The sequence below is a fragment of the Staphylococcus sp. T93 genome, assembly GCF_016743875.1.
Lineage (GTDB): Bacteria > Bacillota > Bacilli > Staphylococcales > Staphylococcaceae > Staphylococcus > Staphylococcus aureus.
This window is the reverse complement of record NZ_CP068247.1, coordinates 1074907-1093009: the sequence shown is the minus strand read 5'-3', so window position 1 is coordinate 1093009 and position 18103 is coordinate 1074907. Positions and strand designations below refer to the sequence as shown.

Sequence of the window (18103 nt, the reverse complement as noted above, 5' to 3'; positions counted from 1 at the left end):
ATATTGATTTATACTAGTTTTGCAAATCGACTATCTGTGTCATCAATTTTTATGGAATGGTAATTTAAAAACAGTAAATAGGATGTGTAAATGATGAAAAAGTTAAAAGCGAGTGAAATTAGACAAAAATATCTAGATTTCTTTGTTGAAAAAGGACATATGGTTGAACCTTCTGCACCATTAGTGCCAATTGATGATGATACATTATTATGGATTAATTCAGGTGTAGCAACATTAAAGAAATATTTTGATGGACGTGAAACACCTAAAAAGCCAAGAATTGTAAACTCTCAAAAAGCTATTCGTACAAATGATATTGAAAATGTTGGTTTCACAGCGCGTCACCATACATTCTTTGAAATGTTAGGTAACTTCTCAATTGGTGATTATTTTAAACAAGAAGCGATTGAATTTGCTTGGGAATTTTTAACGAGTGATAAATGGATGGGTATGGAGCCAGATAAATTGTACGTTACGATTCATCCGGAAGATATGGAAGCATACAACATTTGGCATAAAGATATTGGGCTTGAAGAAAGTCGTATTATTCGCATTGAAGGTAACTTCTGGGATATTGGTGAAGGGCCTTCAGGACCGAACACTGAGATTTTCTATGATCGCGGAGAAGCATATGGACAAGACGATCCGGCAGAAGAAATGTATCCAGGTGGAGAAAATGAACGCTATCTTGAAGTATGGAACTTAGTATTTAGTGAATTCAATCATAATAAAGATCATAGTTACACACCATTACCTAATAAAAATATTGATACTGGCATGGGGCTTGAGCGTATGGCCTCAGTTTCTCAAAATGTACGTACTAACTATGAAACAGATTTATTTATGCCTATAATGAATGAAATCGAAAAAGTATCAGGTAAACAATATTTAGTAAACAACGAACAAGATGTGGCATTTAAAGTAATTGCTGACCACATTCGTACGATTGCATTTGCAATTTCTGATGGTGCATTACCTGCCAATGAAGGTAGAGGGTATGTATTACGTCGATTGTTACGTCGTGCCGTTCGTTTTAGTCAAACGTTAGGAATCAATGAGCCATTTATGTACAAACTTGTTGATATTGTTGCAGACATTATGGAACCATATTATCCAAATGTTAAGGAAAAAGCAGATTTCATTAAGCGTGTTATAAAGTCTGAAGAAGAACGATTCCATGAAACATTAGAAGATGGTTTAGCGATTTTAAATGAATTAATTAAAAAAGCTAAAGCGACAACAAATGAAATTAATGGGAAAGATGCATTTAAATTGTATGATACGTATGGGTTCCCAATTGAATTAACTGAAGAAATAGCAGTGCAAGCAGGATTGAAAGTTGATATGACAACATTCGAGTCAGAAATGCAACAACAACGTGATCGTGCACGTCAAGCACGTCAAAATTCTCAATCAATGCAAGTTCAAAGTGAAGTATTGAAAAATATTACATCTGCAAGTACTTTTGTTGGTTATGATACTGCGACAGCTCAAACAACACTAACACACTTGATATACAATGGTGAAGAAGTTTCACAAGTTGAAGCGGGTGAAACAGTATACTTCATGTTAACGGAAACACCATTTTATGCAATCAGTGGTGGACAAGTTGCGGATACAGGTATTGTTTATAATGACAATTTTGAAATTGCTGTTAGTGAAGTAACCAAAGCACCAAATGGTCAAAACTTGCATAAAGGAGTAGTACAATTTGGCCAAGTAAATGTTGGCGCTACAGTGTCTGCTGAAGTGAACCAAAATGATCGACGTGACATTCAAAAGAACCATAGTGCAACACATTTATTACATGCAGCGTTGAAATCAGTACTGGGTGATCATGTTAACCAAGCTGGTTCACTAGTAGAAGCAGATCGTTTACGTTTTGATTTCTCTCATTTTGGTCCAATGACTAATGATGAAATTGATCAAGTTGAACGCTTAGTAAATGAAGAAATTTGGAAAGGTATTGACGTTAACATTCAAGAAATGGATATTGCTTCAGCTAAAGAAATGGGCGCAATGGCATTATTCGGTGAAAAATATGGTGATGTTGTGCGTGTAGTAAATATGGCACCATTTTCAATTGAATTATGTGGTGGTATTCATGTCCGCAATACTTCTGAAATTGGCTTATTCAAAATAGTAAGTGAGTCAGGTACAGGAGCTGGTGTGCGTCGTATTGAAGCATTAACAGGTAAAGCAGCTTTCTTATATTTAGAAGATATTCAAGAGAAATTTAATACGATGAAATCACAGCTGAAAGTGAAATCTGATGATCAAGTAGTCGATAAGTTAACACAATTACAAGATGAAGAAAAAGCATTATTAAAACAATTAGAGCAACGTGACAAAGAAATCACATCACTTAAAATGGGTAATATTGAAGATCAAGTTGAAGAAATCAATGGCTATAAAGTATTGGTTACTGAAGTGGATGTACCAAATGCGAAAGCAATTCGCTCGACAATGGACGATTTTAAATCTAAACTACAAGATACAATTATCATTCTTGCAAGTAATGTTGATGATAAAGTATCGATGGTTGCAACTGTCCCTAAATCTTTAACAAATAACGTTAAAGCCGGTGATCTTATCAAACAAATGGCACCAATCGTTGGTGGTAAAGGTGGCGGTCGTCCAGATATGGCTCAAGGTGGCGGTACACAACCTGAAAATATCTCAAAATCATTAAGCTTTATTAAAGATTACATTAAAAATCTATAATTTAAAGCCATAATATTGTATGATGATAGTGAGTTATATTTGTAATTAAAGGAGTGTCGCAAATGGAAAACTTTGATAAAACAATGAAATTCGACTATGAAGAACTTCCAACGCAAGATGTAAGAGATGTTTTAAATAATGTTTATCGAACATTAGATGAACGAGGATATAATGCCGTAAACCAAATTGTAGGTTATTTATTATCAGGTGACCCTGCGTATATTCCACGCCAAAATGAAGCAAGAAATCAAATTCGTCATATTGATAGAGATGTTATTATGGAAGAGCTTGTTTCTTACTATTTAAAAGAGCAAAATAAATAATTTATGTTACAACATAAAATTTTAGGACTCGATGTCGGTAGTAGAACGGTAGGAATTGCAATTAGTGATATAATGGGTTGGACGGCACAAGGATTAGACACACTCCGAATCAATGAAGAAAATAATGAATTAGGTATTGACCAATTAGTAGACATTATTAAAAAACATAATGTGGGTACAGTCGTAATAGGACTACCTAAAAACATGAATAATTCAATAGGATTTCGAGGCGAAGCTTCGTTAACATATAAAGAAAAATTATTAGAAGCTTATCCTTCTATTGAGATTGTGATGTGGGATGAAAGATTAAGCACAATGGCTGCTGAACGATCATTATTAGAAGCAGATGTTTCAAGACAAAAAAGAAAACAAGTGATTGATAAAATGGCAGCGGTATTTATTTTACAAGGCTATTTAGATTCACTACATTAAAAGGAGATTTTACTATGACTGAACATAATCATGATTCACAACTAGAAATTAATAACGAAGAAGAATTATTAACTTTATTCGATGAAGAGGGAAATGAAGTTTTATACCGAAAAGTTTTAGAATTTTATCATCCTGAATTCAAAAAAGAGTATGTTATCTTAGCTGAAGAAGGTGCTCAATCAGATGAAGACGATATGATTGAGCTTGTACCAATGATCAATGAACCAGATGAGTCAGGTGACGGTGGTAAGTTAGTACCAATCGAAACTGATGAAGAATGGGACATGATTGAAGAAGTTGTAAATACTGAAATGGAAGAATAATTAAAAAGATTTTACTCTTGCTAACCTTAAAGATGGGGAGGCAAGAGTATTTTTTAAGTCAAGCAATGTATAAATAATTAACGCTTATAATTTTATTGAAAATATGGTAAAATATCTAAAGTTAAATTTTATATGAATGATTCGCTTCTATAAATAAAATAGCTTTGCGTCTAACACGAAATCAGTCATTTAATTGGTTGGCAAAATTATAATCAATTGTGAAGGCTGATTTATTTTATTGTCATAATCATATTGACTTATTTTACATAAAGGAAGTTTAAAACATGGATGACCTAAATAAAAAATATTTAATAGATTTACATCAACATCAAAATAGTTCAATCGAAGTTTTGCGTGAATTTGCCGAGGTAAATGAAGTGCCAATTGTAGATCGTTTAACATTAGATTTAATTAAGCAATTAATTCGTATGAATAATGTTAAAAATATTTTAGAAATTGGTACAGCAATCGGCTATAGTTCTATGCAATTCGCTTCTATATCTGATGACATTCATGTCACAACGATAGAGCGTAATGAAACGATGATTCAATATGCTAAACAAAATTTAGCTACTTATCATTTTGAAAACCAGGTTCGAATTATTGAAGGTAATGCTTTAGAGCAATTTGAAAATGTAAATGACAAAGTTTATGATATGATATTTATTGATGCAGCAAAAGCGCAATCAAAGAAATTTTTTGAAATATATACACCACTTTTAAAGCACCAAGGTCTCGTAATTACAGATAATGTTTTATATCACGGTTTTGTATCGGATATTGGGATTGTTAGATCGAGAAATGTAAGACAAATGGTTAAAAAGGTTCAAGATTATAATGAGTGGTTAATAAAGCAACCAGGATATACAACGAATTTTTTAAATATAGACGATGGATTAGCGATTTCAATTAAAGGAGAATGACTATGACAGAATTACTTGTCACACCCAAGTCATTAAGCCATATGGAAACACTTATTGATTTAGGTGCAGATGCTTTTGTAATTGGCGAGCAAAAGTTTGGTTTAAGACTTCCAGGGGAATTCAATAGACAACAAATGACAGAGGCTGTCGCATTAGCTCACAAAAACGATAAAAAAGTATATGCGGCAGTGAATGGATTATTTCATAATTATCATTTAGATGCTGTAGAAGATTATATTAATTTTTTACATGAAATACGAGTTGACAGAATTATTTTCGGGGATCCAGCAGTAGTAATGTATGTGAAGGCGCAAGAAAATCCAATACCACTTCATTGGAATGCAGAGACGTTAGTAACTAATCATTTTCAATGTAATTACTGGGGTAAAAGAGGCGCATCAAGAGCTGTCTTAGCACGTGAGCTGAATTTGGATGAAATTATTAATATAAAAGAAAATTCAAATGTGGAAATTGAGGTGCAAGTTCAAGGAATGACTTGTATGTTTCAATCAAAGCGTATGCTACTAGGCAATTATTATACGTTCCAAGATCGCCAAATGAAAATTGAACGTCGCAATGATGAACAATCTTTATTACTTTATGATGAAGAAAGACAAAATAATTACCCAGTTTACGAAGATTACAATGGTACGCACATTATGTCACCAAACGACATTTGTTTAATTGAAGAATTAGCACCATTTTTTGAGGCGGGTATAGATTCATTTAAAATCGATGGTATTCTACAAACGGAAGAATATATTAATGTGGTAACGGAACAGTATCGTCAAGCGATAGATTTGTACAATGAAGATCCTGAAATCTATGAAGATGAGAAATTTATGTTGATGGATCCAATTGAAGAAATTCAACCTGATCATCGACCATTTGACGAAGGTTTCTTATATAAACAAACAGTATATTAAGGAGGTTAATCATGAAGACAATAGAAGAGATTAAATCAACTCCTAAAACAGTTATGAAGAAACCAGAATTATTAGCACCTGCTGGAAACTTAGAAAAGTTAAAAATAGCAGTACATTATGGCGCTGATGCCGTATTTTTAGGTGGTCAAGAATATGGATTACGTTCAAATGCTGATAATTTCACGATGGAAGAAATAGCTGAAGGTGTTGAATTTGCGAACCGTTACGGTGCCAAAATTTATGTTACGACAAATATTATTGCACATGATGAGAATATTGAAGGTCTAGAATCATATTTGCGTAATTTGGAAAAGACTGGTGCGACAGGTATCATTGTTGCAGATCCTTTAATTATCGAAACATGTAAAGAAGTTGCGCCAAAACTTGAAATTCATTTATCTACTCAACAATCACTTTCTAATTACAAAGCTGTAGAATATTGGAAAGAAGAAGGATTGGATCGTGTTGTATTAGCACGTGAGACCGGCGCGATGGAAATGCGTGAAATGAAGGAAAAAGTAGATATTGAAATCGAAGCATTTATTCATGGTGCTATGTGTATCGCCTATTCAGGTAGATGTACATTAAGTAATCATATGACTGCAAGGGATTCCAACAGAGGCGGTTGCTGTCAAAGTTGCCGTTGGGATTATGAATTATTAGAAGTTGATGATAATGGTGAACTTGATGTTTTTTATAATCAAGGTGAAGTTACACCGTTTGCGATGAGTCCTAAAGATTTAAAATTAATCGAATCAATTCCTCAAATGATGGATATTGGTGTGGACTCATTAAAAATTGAAGGACGTATGAAGTCAATTCATTATATTGCAACAGTTGTCTCAGTATATCGTAAAGTCATTGATGCGTATGCGGCAGATCCTGACAACTTTAAGATTAATCCGGAATGGTTAATAGAGTTAGATAAATGTGCAAATAGAGACACTGCACCAGCATTCTTTGAGGGAACACCTGGTTATGAAGAACAGATGTTTGGTCAACAACAATCTAAAAAATCACCATTTGATTTTTGTGGTTTGGTATTAGACTATAATGAAGATACAAAAATTGCGACTATTCAACAACGAAATAACTTTAAACCAGGTCAAGAAATAGAATTCTTTGGTCCAGAAATTGAAACATTTACACAAGTAGTAGAAGCAATTTATGATGAAGAAGGTAACAGCTTAGACGCGGCGCGCCATCCATTACAAATCGTTCAAATTAAAGTGGATCGCCCGATATATCCAAACAACATGATGAGAAAGGAAATTGGCTAATGAAAGCTACTACAATCATTGGCATAGCTGGTGGATCTGGCTCAGGAAAAACAACTGTAACTAACGAAATTATGAAAAACTTAGAAGGTCATAGTGTCGCTTTACTTGCTCAAGATTACTATTATAAAGATCAAAAGCACTTGACTTTCGACGAGCGCCTAGAAACCAATTATGACCATCCATTTGCATTCGATAATGATTTATTAATTGAAAATCTTAAAGACTTGAAAAATGGTAAAGCAGTAGAAGTACCGACATATGATTATGCTAGTCATACAAGAAGTGACATTACCATTGATTTTAAACCTAAAGATGTTATTATCGTAGAAGGCATTTTCGCTTTAGAAAATAAGGTATTACGTGATATGATGGATGTTAAAATATATGTTGATACAGATGCAGACTTGAGAATATTACGCCGTTTAACACGAGATACTAAAGAGCGTGGGCGTTCAATGGACTCTGTTATCAATCAATATTTAAGTGTTGTTAGACCTATGCATGACCAATTTATTGAACCGACTAAGAAATATGCTGATATAATTATTCCTGAAGGTGGGAGCAATAAAGTTGCAATAGATATTATGACAACAAAAATTCAGTCTTTAGTTAGCAAGCAATAGTATAATTCAGTAAAGGAAGATGACAATATGGAAAATCAAAAGCAATATCCAATGACTCAAGAAGGTTTTGAAAAATTAGAGCGTGAACTTGAAGAATTAAAAACAGTTAAGCGTCCTGAAGTTGTAGAGAAAATTAAAGTTGCACGTTCATTTGGTGACTTATCAGAGAACTCTGAGTATGATGCAGCAAAAGATGAACAAGGATTCATCGAACAAGATATTCAAAGAATTGAGCATATGTTAAGAAATGCATTAATCATTGAAGATACTGGAGATAACAACGTTGTTAAAATTGGTAAAACAGTAACGTTTGTAGAATTACCAGGTGATGAAGAGGAAAGTTATCAAATCGTTGGTTCAGCTGAATCAGATGCATTTAATGGTAAGATTTCAAATGAATCACCAATGGCTAAAGCGTTAATTGGTAAAGGTTTAGATGATGAAGTTCGTGTTCCACTACCTAATGGTGGCGAAATGAACGTAAAAATTGTTAATATCCAATAAATGATCAAATAGATTATTTAATTGCGCGATTGAAGTGTGTTAATGATACTTCGGTCGTGCTTTTTTATATTCAAAATCAAAAAATCGGACAGATGAAAAGTAAAAATTTTCCATCAGACCGAATGATAGCAGAACCTAAATTAGTGTAAGAGTTACAATATTAACTACTCCATTTTAAAAAAGCAAAATATTTCCGAGAAAACAAATTGATTATCATTTGTTATTATATGCGATTTGAATTACTTATTAAACAACTTGTGCTTCTCAATGATACAATGAAAAGGTATTCAATACTGGTTTATTGCAATACAAAGGGGGATTTAAAGTGGATGTAAGATTTATTAACGAGCAGACAATTATGATTTATTTTGAAAATAAAATATCCGAAGAGACATATCGTAATGTCACAGCAATGGTACGGTGGATACGAGAAAAAGAAATATTAGAAATTCAAGATATTGTCCCTTCGTATCGAGCAGTTCTAATATATTTTGATGAACAAGCTATAACATCTTCTAAATTAATTGAAAATTTAGAACTTAACAAATTTAATGAAAAAAATGTTCATGCTGTGAATCAAACCAATCGTATTATTAAAATACCTGTTCAATATGGTGGTACATATGGACCAGATATTGAAGAAGTAGCAAAGCATAATCGAATAACTGTTGAGCAAGTTATTGAAAAACATACAAGTAAACCTTATTTAATATATATGCTAGGATTTATGCCAGGATTTCCATACTTAGGCGGACTTGATGAACAACTACATACACCTAGACGTAATCAGCCAAGGTTAAAAATTCATGCAGGTTCTGTAGGTATTGCGAATAATCAAACAGGACTATATCCATCAGATTCTCCTGGCGGATGGCAAATTATTGGACGCACACCGTTAAAAGTATTTAGCAGCGAGCGTGAACCAATGTCAATGTACGAAGCAGGAGAATGGATACAATTTTATGCAATAGATGAACAGAAATTTATACAAATCGAAAGAGATATATCAGATGGCAACTTTAATGTTGATGACTGGGTGGTGATTGAAAATGTCAATTAAGATTTTACAACCAGGTCTCTTTTCAACGGTACAAGATCTAGGAAGAATAGGTTATGAACATATTGGATTTTCAGGCGCAGGTGCCATGGATCAATTTAGTTTTAAGGTTGCGCAGTCATTAATTAACAATGATGGTCCAGCGATTGAATATACTTTGATTGGTCCTACCATTCAATTTAATACGCAAAATACATTTGTTATAACCGGTGGTAGTATTAATGCTTCGCTAAATAATAAAACTATATCAATGAATTCTGTCATATTAGCTGAGAAAGGTGACATTTTAAAAATAGGTGCTATAACCAAAGGTGCACGCGGTTATCTTACTTTTGGTCATTCTATCAACGTACCTTCTATTGCTGAAAGTTATGCAACACATACCCGAAGCAGTATAGGAGGATTCAAAGGTAGAAAGTTATTAGCTGATGATGTAATAACAGTGAAAATAAATAATGACTTTAAAGAAAACATTGGAAAGACGATTCATTTACAGGACGATTTATTGCCAGAAAATAATATTATACACATTCTTCAAGGACCTCAATTCGAGGCATTTTCTGAAGAGGCTAGAGCGAAAATTGTAAATCATCCATATTTAATTACTGAACAATCAGACCGTATGGGCTATCGTTTGGAAGGTGACAGCGTTGCACCAATTAATCAAGCAGATATCATTTCTGAACCGGTTGCTCTTGGTAGTGTTCAGGTACCAAATGATGGTCAACCTATTATTCTGCTTAATGATAAACAAACGATAGGTGGTTATACCAAAATTGCAACTGTATGCAAATTTGATCTGCCAAAGTTAGCACAGATGAAACCACAAGATACAATTCAATTTAAATGGATATCATTCCAAGAAGCTGTAGATAAGAATCGGGAACAAATGTCTCTGTTTAATGAAATTCTTAAGAGTCATCAAAAGACTCCAATTTTTGATACATCTAGCTTGCGACATACTTCGAAAAAATTAGCAACAATTTTAAAAGGGGATTTGTAAAATGAATATTGAAAAAATCGAACAAATAATCAAATTAGTGAAGGAAAATGATGTTAAGAAATTTAAATATAAAAATTTTGAAGATGAAATAGAAATTGACTTCACTGACTCGAATCATTTGGCTGCACACAGTAATCAATCAAATCAAAGTATGAACAATAATGATTTGACAGCTTCAAAAGCGAATGATAACTCCGATGTTTCGACAAATGATTATCATGACATTAAATCACCAATGATAGGTACATTCTTTTTACAAGATAGTAAAGAATTAACTGAACCAATTGTGAATGTCGGTGACAAAGTTAACAAGGGAGATATTATAGGATATGTTGAAGCGATGAAAGTATTAAACGAGGTAACAACAGATGTTGCTGGAGAAATTACTGAAATAGTAGCTGATCATGGCACAAATGTTGAATACGACCAAGTTTTGGTACGTATTAAGTAAAGGGGGTAAGTAAATGCTTCGTTGTTTAATTGCGAACAGAGGTGAAATTGCTGTAAGGATTATAAGAGCTTGCAGAGAATATGGGATTGAAACTGTAGCAGTTTATGCAAAAGGGGACGAGCAAAGCTTGCATGTACATTTAGCAGATCAAGCTATATGTATTGGGGAAGCTAATGCTTTAGATAGTTATTTAAATATTGACCGCATCATATCTGCTGCACAAATCACTGGTGCTAATGCAATTCACCCAGGATATGGCTTTTTATCAGAATCAACAAAATTTGCTCAAACCGTTGAGGAACAAGGCATAGCGTTTATAGGGCCTACTAAAAAAACGATGGAAATGATGGGGGATAAAATAACAGCAAGACAAACAGTTCATCATGCAGGTGTTCCTGTGATTCCAGGATCAAATGGTGCTGTGAATCATGTGTCTGAAATTGAGAATCTTGCCAAAGACATCGGTTATCCAGTTGTTATCAAAGCTGCCAGTGGCGGTGGTGGTAAAGGTATACGTATTGTAAAGAAAGCTGAAGATTTAGAAAAGGCATTTAAAGAAGCTAAAAGTGAAGGAAAAAAATACTTTGATGATGATCGTGTTTATGTTGAGGCTTTTATACCTGTTGCAAAACATGTTGAAGTTCAAGTTATGGGAGATGGGCAGGATAATTATGTACATTTAGGGGAACGTGATTGTTCTGTACAACGTAAAAATCAAAAATTAATCGAAGAATCTCCTTGTGCAGCATTAACTGAAGAAAGACGACAACAAATATGTAACGATGCTGTTAAAGTTGCACGTGCAGCAAATTATAGAAGTGCAGGTACGATTGAATTTTTAGTAACTGATACCGCACATTACTTTATTGAAATGAATGCTCGAATACAAGTTGAACATACTGTTACAGAGATGCGAGCAGAACGTGATTTGGTTGCAGCACAACTGTATTTATTGGAACATAATCATTTACCTTTTTCACAAAGCGATATTCAATTTAATGGTCATGTGATAGAAGCGAGAATAAATGCCGAAAATCCTGAAAAGAAATTTCAACCAACACCAGGTAAAGTGACAGCGTTACATTTACCTCAAGGCTTTAATGTGCGAGTCGATTCTTTACTATATCACGGTTATCAAGTTTCACCATATTATGATTCTTTAGTAGCTAAAGTAATTGTAAAATCTCATGATAGAGCTTCAGCAATTGATAAGTTGAAAGTCACCTTAGATGAAATGGTGATAGATGGATTTTCTACAACTGCCGATTTTTTATATGCAGTTTTAAATTATCCACTATATCGTGATGGAGATGCAAAAGATGTTGATATTAAATTTTTAGAAAAACATCAAATTGTTAAAGGGGTGGAATTATAATGCGAGTTGATTTGAATTGTGATTTAGGCGAAGCATTTGGAAATTATTCCTTTGGTGGTGATCATCAAATTATTCCGTTAATTACAAGTGCGAATGTTGCTTGTGGTTTTCACGCTGGTGATGAAAATGTAATGAATGAAACGGTAAAACTTGCCAAAGCACATAATGTTGCAGTAGGTGCACATCCTGGTTTACCTGATTTGAAAGGCTTTGGCAGACGAAATATAGATATCTCTAACGACGAGATTTATAATTTGATGATTTATCAATTAGGTGCATTACAAGGGTTTTGTCGCATTCATCAAGTTAAAATTAATCATGTTAAACCGCATGGTGCATTGTATCAGATGGGTGCAAAAGACAGAGAAATAGCAAACGTTATAGCACAAGCTGTTTATGACTTTGATCCATCACTAGTGTTAGTAGGATTAGCAAATTCATATCTAATTTCAGAAGCAAAGAATGTCGGATTAATTACAGCTTCTGAAGTGTTTGCTGATAGACGATACGAAGATGATGGGCAGCTCGTTAGTAGAAAAGAAAGTGATGCTGTGATTACTGATACTGACGAAGCACTTAAGCAGGTTTTAAAGATGGTGAAGGAAAATAAAGTTATTTCAAAAAACAATAAGGAAGTAACGTTACAAGCAGATACAATTTGTGTGCATGGTGATGGAGAACATGCATTATTATTTGTTTCGAAAATTAGAGAAATTTTAATGAAAGAAGGCATTGATATTCAATCCTTATAGGGGGCTAAAAAAATGGGGAGAAATTTAAAGCTTAAAAAAGAAAGTGACTTTGAATTCACAAAAAATCATAAAAGGTTATTATTAGGTTCTGTATTTTTGATGGCAACTTCTGCAATTGGGCCAGCATTTTTAACGCAAACAGCAGTATTTACATCACAATTTTTTGCAAGTTTCGCATTTGCCATATTACTGTCTATCATCATTGACATTGGTGCACAAATTAATATATGGCGCATATTAGTTGTAACTGGTTTAAGAGGTCAAGAAATATCAAATAAAGTTGTTCCTGGGCTTGGTACTGTTATCTCAATATTGATTGCATTTGGTGGTCTAGCTTTTAATATTGGTAATATTGCTGGTGCCGGTTTAGGTTTAAATGCAATTTTTGGATTAGATGTAAAATGGGGCGCAGCTATTACTGCAATCTTTGCAATATTAATCTTTGTAAGTAAAAGTGGCCAAAAAATTATGGACGTTGTTTCAATGATTCTTGGTATTGTGATGATTTTAGTTGTGGCATATGTGATGTTTGTTTCTAATCCACCTTATGGTGATGCTTTTGTGCATACATTTGCGCCAGAACATCCAATGAAATTAGTCTTGCCCATCATTACGTTAGTTGGTGGAACTGTAGGTGGTTATATTACCTTTGCAGGTGCACATCGTATATTAGACTCTGGCATTAAAGGTAAGCAATATTTACCATTTGTAAATCAATCAGCAATTGCTGGTATTTTAACTACAGGTATTATGAGAACGTTACTATTCCTAGCGGTATTAGGAGTTGTTGTAACAGGTGTGACACTAAGTTCTGAAAATCCACCAGCGTCAGTTTTTGAACACGCAATTGGACCAATTGGAAAGAATATTTTTGGTATTGTGTTATTTGCTGCAGCTATGTCATCAGTAATTGGCTCAGCATACACAAGCGCAACATTTTTAAAAACACTTCATAAATCACTTAACGAAAGAAGTAATTTAATTGTGATTGTGTTTATCGTTATTTCAACAATGATTTTCTTATTTATTGGAAAACCAATCAGCCTTTTAATTATAGCAGGCGCGATAAATGGATGGATTTTACCTATTACGTTAGGTGCAATTTTGATTGCAAGTAAAAAGAAATCAATTGTTGGTGATTATAAACACCCAAATTGGATGTTCATCTTTGGTATCGTTGCAGTACTTGTTACAATATTGACAGGTATATTCTCATTCAAAGAAGTACTTCAGTTATTTTAAAAGACATTTCGACTAATAGCATCACTGTAAATGTTGTTAGTATTAGGCAAGATATATTTTGATTTCCGGTGATTCATTTATAAAGCATAATTAGATATATTTTAAGGGAGAGTGGTGCATGACAAATGTACTGCTCTTTTTGTTGTGATGAAAAATCTTTTTCTATTGATTGAGAAAATAGTTATTTATATAGTTTTTAAAGAAAAAAAGTGATAATATTTAGCTAATCTAATGAAAATTGATTTATTGGACAAAAAATACATTTTAAATGAGTAGAGGAGGCTGCAAATGGGTTACAGAACTTTAAAAAGTATTTTTCATGAACACAATGAAAGTAAAATGAAGGAAGAGTATATTAAAAGATTTAATTCTTTAGCTTCTTTCAATACTAATATTAATATCATACCTATGGAAAATGGAAAAAAAGTTAATGATTTGGAATATCCTCTATTCTTTATGGTGACTAAAAATCTATCAAAAAAACAAGAATTAATATCAATTAATAGTAGAAAAATTGATAGAGCACTTAATTCTTTACCATATGCAGCTAGAGAACAATATTTTAATGATTTATTAATCGATGAATTACAAAGTACTAATGAAATTGAAAATGTATTTAGTACTAAACAAGAGATTGCACATGCGTTAAATAACCAAGCATCAGAATTTCTTAAGTTCAGAGGCCTCGTGGATCAATATAAAGAGATAGAACTTAATAAAAAAATTAAAGTTGATAATGTAAGAGACATTAGAGCGATTTATGATAAATTAGTTTCAAATGAAATTAACGAACAAGATAAGTTAGATGGAGAGCTATTTCGTAAAAATTTTGTCGGTGTGCATGATGGGTCAACGAATAAATATATACATGTTGGGTTACAACCTGAAACCAAAATTGTTGAATTTATAGGTGAAATGCTAACATTTTTAAAATATTTTGATGCGCCTCAGCCGTTCAAAATCATGGCTAGTCATTATCTGTTTGAATATATACATCCTTTTTATGATGGCAATGGTAGAGTTGGAAGATTTATAATTGCCAAGCTCTTGAGTGATTATTATGATAATTATACTGCTTTGACATTTTCATATGTTATAAATAGAAATAAATCGAAATATTACAAGGCGTTTATGACTGCTTCAAATCATTTGAATTGTGGTGATTTGACGGAATTTATTGACACAATGCTTGAGCTATTGATAGCAGGACAAGAAAGAATACTTGATGAGTTAATACCAAAAATGGATGCGACTGAAAAATTAACGCTTTATTTAACTAGTCATTATAAACAGATAGATTATGAATTTTTGTATCTCCTTTCAATGGATAAATTGTTTGGAAATAAAAGAAATAGATTAACATTAATTGATTTAGAAAACATATTGGGAGTAGGAAGAGTAAAAATTAATAATACAATTAAAAAATATGATAACTACTTAGTTAAAATTAAAAGTAGACCAACAATTTATGAGATAAGTGATGAATTTCTAAATTCGATTATAAAATAAATATAATATGTGATCAGCTATACTTATAGTATTTGTAAGATCGCGTAATTGCTTCATTGAAAAAATATATTTGTTGAGAGTGGTGCATGACAAATGTACTGCTCTTTTTGTTGTGTATCAGTATTGTGATGTTTTAATGAGAATATTATATGAATCATTATGAAATTTAATAAAAATAAAAGAAATGATTATCATTTTTTCTTATATACTGTTAAACGGTTTGGAATTTTTAGGTATACACTGTATTGGTTGATATAACTCAACTAATAATTGCGAACAGAGTATTTCAAATTGAAAAGTATTATGAGCGTGATACATAATCAAAATTGTAGGCTCAAGAACCACTACATAATAAACCATAAGCGGTTCTTTATCATTTATGTCTCGCTCTCAAATGTAAATTAATAATTGTTTTGGGGGAGTTTGAAGTTAAATATTTAACAGGATTTATTTTAATATTATTGTTAGAAGGAATTTTTACAAATTCAGCGAGTGCAATCGAATATTCAGACTTACATCATAAAAGTAAGTTTGATTCAAAGCGTCTAAGTAATGCTAAGATGTCATTCATCAATCCAACTCAGCTTGAAAATAAAAACACAAACGATAGACTGTTGAAGCATGATTTGTTATTTCATGACATGTTCGTAAATGATGATTGGAAAAAGGATTTTAAAGTTGAATTTGAAAATGAGGCACTTTCAAAGAAATTTATAAATAAGGATATCGATATATTTGCTGGAAATTATGGATACGGATGTCATGGGGGAGCAACCAATAAAACGCAATGTAGTTATGGTGGTGTTACTTTAAGTGACAATAATAAATACGATGATTATAAGAATATACCTTGTAATTTATGGATTGACGGACATCAAACAGAAATAGAACTAACTGCAGTAAAAACGAAAAAGAAAATTGTTACTATTCAAGAATTAGAGGTTCAATTAAGAAATTATTTGAATGAGAAGTATAAGTTGTACGAACAAGGTGGCGACATTGTTAAAGGGTATGTTAAATATTATAATGATGATGAACAAAATGTAGAATATGATTTTTATAATTTAAATGGTGAGTATGGTCGTGAGGTATTAAAAATGTATGCTGATAATAAAACTATCAATAGTGACAAATTGCATTTAGATATCTATTTATTCAAATCATAATTTAATTAAGTTAATCATTAATAATCTTTGACAGTGAAATATAAAGTACCTGTCATTATGTTGTTACAAATAAAAACAGCAGTAAGGATGCTAACACTTAGAAAAGTCTTACTGCTGTTTTCTATTAGAATTATCTTTAATGCACAAAGGAATTCGATACGAAACAAATATGATTAACTGTGTAATTACAAAATAAAACTACTATAGTAAAAAGAAGATAAAGACGATGATAATAAATGCATCGAATATAATTTTCTTGATGTTTTTATCAACAACATCAGGTAAGGACATAAGTATAAATCCTAGAATTAGAGTGTAGCGACATATGTTCATAATTGTTGCTGTAAACTCGATATTAAATGAAAACTTTAAAAATATACTTATAAATAAAATGACAAACGACGCAATTGCAATAAAACTGCCGTATGTAGCTATCTTTGTTACGAGACTATTTTGATTATTTTCAGCCATTGTAAAATCCTCTTATTTCATCATTATTATTTTAAACATATCATTTTCCTGTTATTTAATAAAGTTTCTTGACACGATTGGTTGATGTAATTGATATGATTAGTTTTTGAAAAATAGACAAATTAGAAGCATCGAATTCACTGTTATGAGTTCAAAAATAATTATTTATGATACCAAGTTATTGAAAGAGCTTTTTATAAAAATAAAGCAAAAGTTTTATACAGTAATGAAAATCATGATACTTGTCGTTGTAGTGATTAAAATGTGATAAAATAACAAATGCTAGGATTTTTTAAAAGAGGTGAATCAAAAGATGATTGGTATAATTGGTGCCATGGAAGAAGAAGTAACAATATTAAAAAATAAATTAACACAATTAAGCGAAATTTCAGTTGCACATGTTAAATTTTATACTGGCATTTTAAAAGATAGAGAAGTAGTGATTACCCAAAGTGGCATTGGAAAAGTTAATGCTGCAATTTCTACGACATTATTAATTAATAAGTTTAAACCGGACGTCATTATTAATACAGGTTCTGCTGGAGCTTTAGATGAAAGTTTAAATGTAGGTGACGTTCTTATAAGTGATGATGTAAAATATCATGATGCAGACGCAACAGCATTTGGTTATGAATATGGACAAATACCACAGATGCCGGTAGCATTTCAATCAAGTAAACCTTTAATAGAAAAAGTATCTCAAGTTGTACAACAACAACAATTAACAGCTAAAGTAGGCTTAATTGTAAGTGGTGATAGCTTTATCGGTAGTGTTGAACAACGCCAAAAAATTAAAAAAGCATTTCCAAATGCGATGGCGGTTGAAATGGAAGCAACTGCAATTGCACAAACATGTTATCAATTTAATGTACCATTTGTTGTAGTTCGTGCAGTTTCAGACTTAGCAAATGGAGAAGCGGAAATGAGCTTCGAAGCATTTTTAGAAAAAGCAGCTGTATCATCAAGTCAAACTGTTGAAGCATTAGTGTCTCAATTATAAAAAGGTAAAGGTGAGTTAA

General features: G+C 32.3%; 19 protein-coding genes. 18 read left to right on the top strand and 1 reads right to left on the bottom strand.

Features of this window, described 5'->3' with window-relative positions:
• Nucleotides 1-93: 93 nt before the first annotated feature.
• The 17 genes from alaS (at nt 94) to sel26 (ending at nt 16613) form a co-directional block, all read left to right on the top strand.
• Nucleotides 94-2724, top strand: coding sequence for an alanine--tRNA ligase (gene alaS / locus JG553_RS05275; protein ID WP_000734064.1), 2631 nt, complete (start codon nt 94-96; stop codon nt 2722-2724).
• 62 nt (nt 2725-2786) lie between these two features.
• On the top strand, nt 2787-3047 hold the full coding sequence (locus JG553_RS05270) for an IreB family regulatory phosphoprotein (RefSeq protein ID WP_000426912.1): 261 nt from the start codon (nt 2787-2789) through the stop codon (nt 3045-3047).
• Between the two features lie 3 nt (nt 3048-3050).
• A complete protein-coding gene (ruvX, locus tag JG553_RS05265; RefSeq protein ID WP_000939059.1) occupies nt 3051-3479 on the top strand; it encodes a Holliday junction resolvase RuvX in 429 nt (142 codons plus the stop codon).
• A gap of 14 nt (nt 3480-3493) precedes the next feature.
• Nucleotides 3494-3802 (top strand): DUF1292 domain-containing protein, encoded by a 309-nt coding sequence (locus tag JG553_RS05260; protein ID WP_000134779.1) that lies wholly within the window; start codon nt 3494-3496, stop codon nt 3800-3802.
• Between the two features lie 284 nt (nt 3803-4086).
• Nucleotides 4087-4725, top strand: coding sequence for an O-methyltransferase (locus JG553_RS05255; RefSeq protein WP_000342266.1), 639 nt, complete (start codon nt 4087-4089; stop codon nt 4723-4725).
• A gap of 2 nt (nt 4726-4727) precedes the next feature.
• Nucleotides 4728-5651 carry a peptidase U32 family protein gene (locus tag JG553_RS05250; RefSeq protein ID WP_000137775.1) on the top strand — a complete coding sequence of 308 codons (924 nt, stop codon included), beginning with the start codon at nt 4728-4730 and terminating at the stop codon, nt 5649-5651.
• Nucleotides 5652-5662: 11 nt separating this feature from the next.
• Nucleotides 5663-6931, top strand: a complete 1269-nt coding sequence (locus tag JG553_RS05245) for a peptidase U32 family protein (protein WP_000848304.1) — start codon at nt 5663-5665, stop codon at nt 6929-6931.
• Nucleotides 6931-7554, top strand: coding sequence for a uridine kinase (udk, locus tag JG553_RS05240; protein WP_000648617.1), 624 nt, complete (start codon nt 6931-6933; stop codon nt 7552-7554). The genes JG553_RS05245 and udk overlap by 1 nt, the downstream gene beginning before the upstream one ends.
• Before the next feature lie 27 nt (nt 7555-7581).
• Entirely contained in the window at nt 7582-8058 is a 477-nt protein-coding gene (greA, locus tag JG553_RS05235) for a transcription elongation factor GreA (RefSeq protein ID WP_000431312.1), read from the top strand.
• A 325-nt stretch (nt 8059-8383) separates the two neighbouring features.
• A complete protein-coding gene (gene pxpB, locus JG553_RS05230) occupies nt 8384-9118 on the top strand; it encodes a 5-oxoprolinase subunit PxpB (RefSeq protein WP_000383180.1) in 735 nt (244 codons plus the stop codon).
• Nucleotides 9108-10118, top strand: coding sequence for a 5-oxoprolinase subunit C family protein (locus tag JG553_RS05225; protein WP_000023316.1), 1011 nt, complete (start codon nt 9108-9110; stop codon nt 10116-10118). Before pxpB ends, JG553_RS05225 begins: the two co-directional genes overlap by 11 nt.
• A gap of 1 nt (nt 10119) precedes the next feature.
• On the top strand, nt 10120-10569 hold the full coding sequence (locus JG553_RS05220) for an acetyl-CoA carboxylase biotin carboxyl carrier protein (RefSeq protein WP_001019337.1): 450 nt from the start codon (nt 10120-10122) through the stop codon (nt 10567-10569).
• A gap of 13 nt (nt 10570-10582) precedes the next feature.
• Nucleotides 10583-11944 (top strand): acetyl-CoA carboxylase biotin carboxylase subunit, encoded by a 1362-nt coding sequence (locus JG553_RS05215; protein WP_000942744.1) that lies wholly within the window; start codon nt 10583-10585, stop codon nt 11942-11944.
• A complete protein-coding gene (pxpA, locus tag JG553_RS05210) occupies nt 11944-12696 on the top strand; it encodes a 5-oxoprolinase subunit PxpA (protein WP_001261795.1) in 753 nt (250 codons plus the stop codon). Before JG553_RS05215 ends, pxpA begins: the two co-directional genes overlap by 1 nt.
• Before the next feature lie 12 nt (nt 12697-12708).
• On the top strand, nt 12709-13938 hold the full coding sequence (locus tag JG553_RS05205) for an NRAMP family divalent metal transporter (RefSeq protein WP_000533238.1): 1230 nt from the start codon (nt 12709-12711) through the stop codon (nt 13936-13938).
• A gap of 288 nt (nt 13939-14226) precedes the next feature.
• The gene (locus tag JG553_RS05200; protein ID WP_000542309.1) at nt 14227-15447 is read left to right on the top strand and encodes a Fic family protein; all 1221 of its coding nucleotides are present in this window, start codon (nt 14227-14229) and stop codon (nt 15445-15447) included.
• Nucleotides 15448-15860: 413 nt separating this feature from the next.
• Nucleotides 15861-16613, top strand: coding sequence for a staphylococcal enterotoxin type 26 (gene sel26 / locus JG553_RS05195; RefSeq protein ID WP_001548981.1), 753 nt, complete (start codon nt 15861-15863; stop codon nt 16611-16613).
• Nucleotides 16614-16814: 201 nt separating this feature from the next.
• Here the strand turns inward: sel26 and JG553_RS05190 are convergent, their stop codons facing one another.
• On the bottom strand, nt 16815-17084 hold the full coding sequence (locus JG553_RS05190; protein WP_000829750.1) for a hypothetical protein: 270 nt from the start codon (nt 17082-17084) through the stop codon (nt 16815-16817).
• Nucleotides 17085-17397: 313 nt separating this feature from the next.
• Here JG553_RS05190 and mtnN point away from each other — a divergent pair, with 313 nt between their 5' ends.
• A complete protein-coding gene (gene mtnN, locus JG553_RS05185) occupies nt 17398-18084 on the top strand; it encodes a 5'-methylthioadenosine/S-adenosylhomocysteine nucleosidase (protein WP_000579275.1) in 687 nt (228 codons plus the stop codon).
• Nucleotides 18085-18103: the final 19 nt, after the last annotated feature.

What these genes read in the sequence shown, in the direction of transcription:
- alaS (WP_000734064.1), top strand. Translation starts at nt 94, where the DNA reads ATGAAAAAGTTAAAAGCGAGTGAAATTAGACAAAAATATCTAGATTTC.
- JG553_RS05270 (WP_000426912.1), top strand. Translation starts at nt 2,787, where the DNA reads ATGGAAAACTTTGATAAAACAATGAAATTCGACTATGAAGAACTTCCA.
- ruvX (WP_000939059.1), top strand. Translation starts at nt 3,051, where the DNA reads ATGTTACAACATAAAATTTTAGGACTCGATGTCGGTAGTAGAACGGTA.
- JG553_RS05260 (WP_000134779.1), top strand. Translation starts at nt 3,494, where the DNA reads ATGACTGAACATAATCATGATTCACAACTAGAAATTAATAACGAAGAA.
- JG553_RS05255 (WP_000342266.1), top strand. Translation starts at nt 4,087, where the DNA reads ATGGATGACCTAAATAAAAAATATTTAATAGATTTACATCAACATCAA.
- JG553_RS05250 (WP_000137775.1), top strand. Translation starts at nt 4,728, where the DNA reads ATGACAGAATTACTTGTCACACCCAAGTCATTAAGCCATATGGAAACA.
- JG553_RS05245 (WP_000848304.1), top strand. Translation starts at nt 5,663, where the DNA reads ATGAAGACAATAGAAGAGATTAAATCAACTCCTAAAACAGTTATGAAG.
- udk (WP_000648617.1), top strand. Translation starts at nt 6,931, where the DNA reads ATGAAAGCTACTACAATCATTGGCATAGCTGGTGGATCTGGCTCAGGA.
- greA (WP_000431312.1), top strand. Translation starts at nt 7,582, where the DNA reads ATGGAAAATCAAAAGCAATATCCAATGACTCAAGAAGGTTTTGAAAAA.
- JG553_RS05225 (WP_000023316.1), top strand. Translation starts at nt 9,108, where the DNA reads ATGTCAATTAAGATTTTACAACCAGGTCTCTTTTCAACGGTACAAGAT.
- JG553_RS05220 (WP_001019337.1), top strand. Translation starts at nt 10,120, where the DNA reads ATGAATATTGAAAAAATCGAACAAATAATCAAATTAGTGAAGGAAAAT.
- JG553_RS05215 (WP_000942744.1), top strand. Translation starts at nt 10,583, where the DNA reads ATGCTTCGTTGTTTAATTGCGAACAGAGGTGAAATTGCTGTAAGGATT.
- pxpA (WP_001261795.1), top strand. Translation starts at nt 11,944, where the DNA reads ATGCGAGTTGATTTGAATTGTGATTTAGGCGAAGCATTTGGAAATTAT.
- JG553_RS05205 (WP_000533238.1), top strand. Translation starts at nt 12,709, where the DNA reads ATGGGGAGAAATTTAAAGCTTAAAAAAGAAAGTGACTTTGAATTCACA.
- JG553_RS05200 (WP_000542309.1), top strand. Translation starts at nt 14,227, where the DNA reads ATGGGTTACAGAACTTTAAAAAGTATTTTTCATGAACACAATGAAAGT.
- JG553_RS05190 (WP_000829750.1), bottom strand. Translation starts at nt 17,084, where the DNA reads ATGGCTGAAAATAATCAAAATAGTCTCGTAACAAAGATAGCTACATAC.
- mtnN (WP_000579275.1), top strand. Translation starts at nt 17,398, where the DNA reads ATGATTGGTATAATTGGTGCCATGGAAGAAGAAGTAACAATATTAAAA.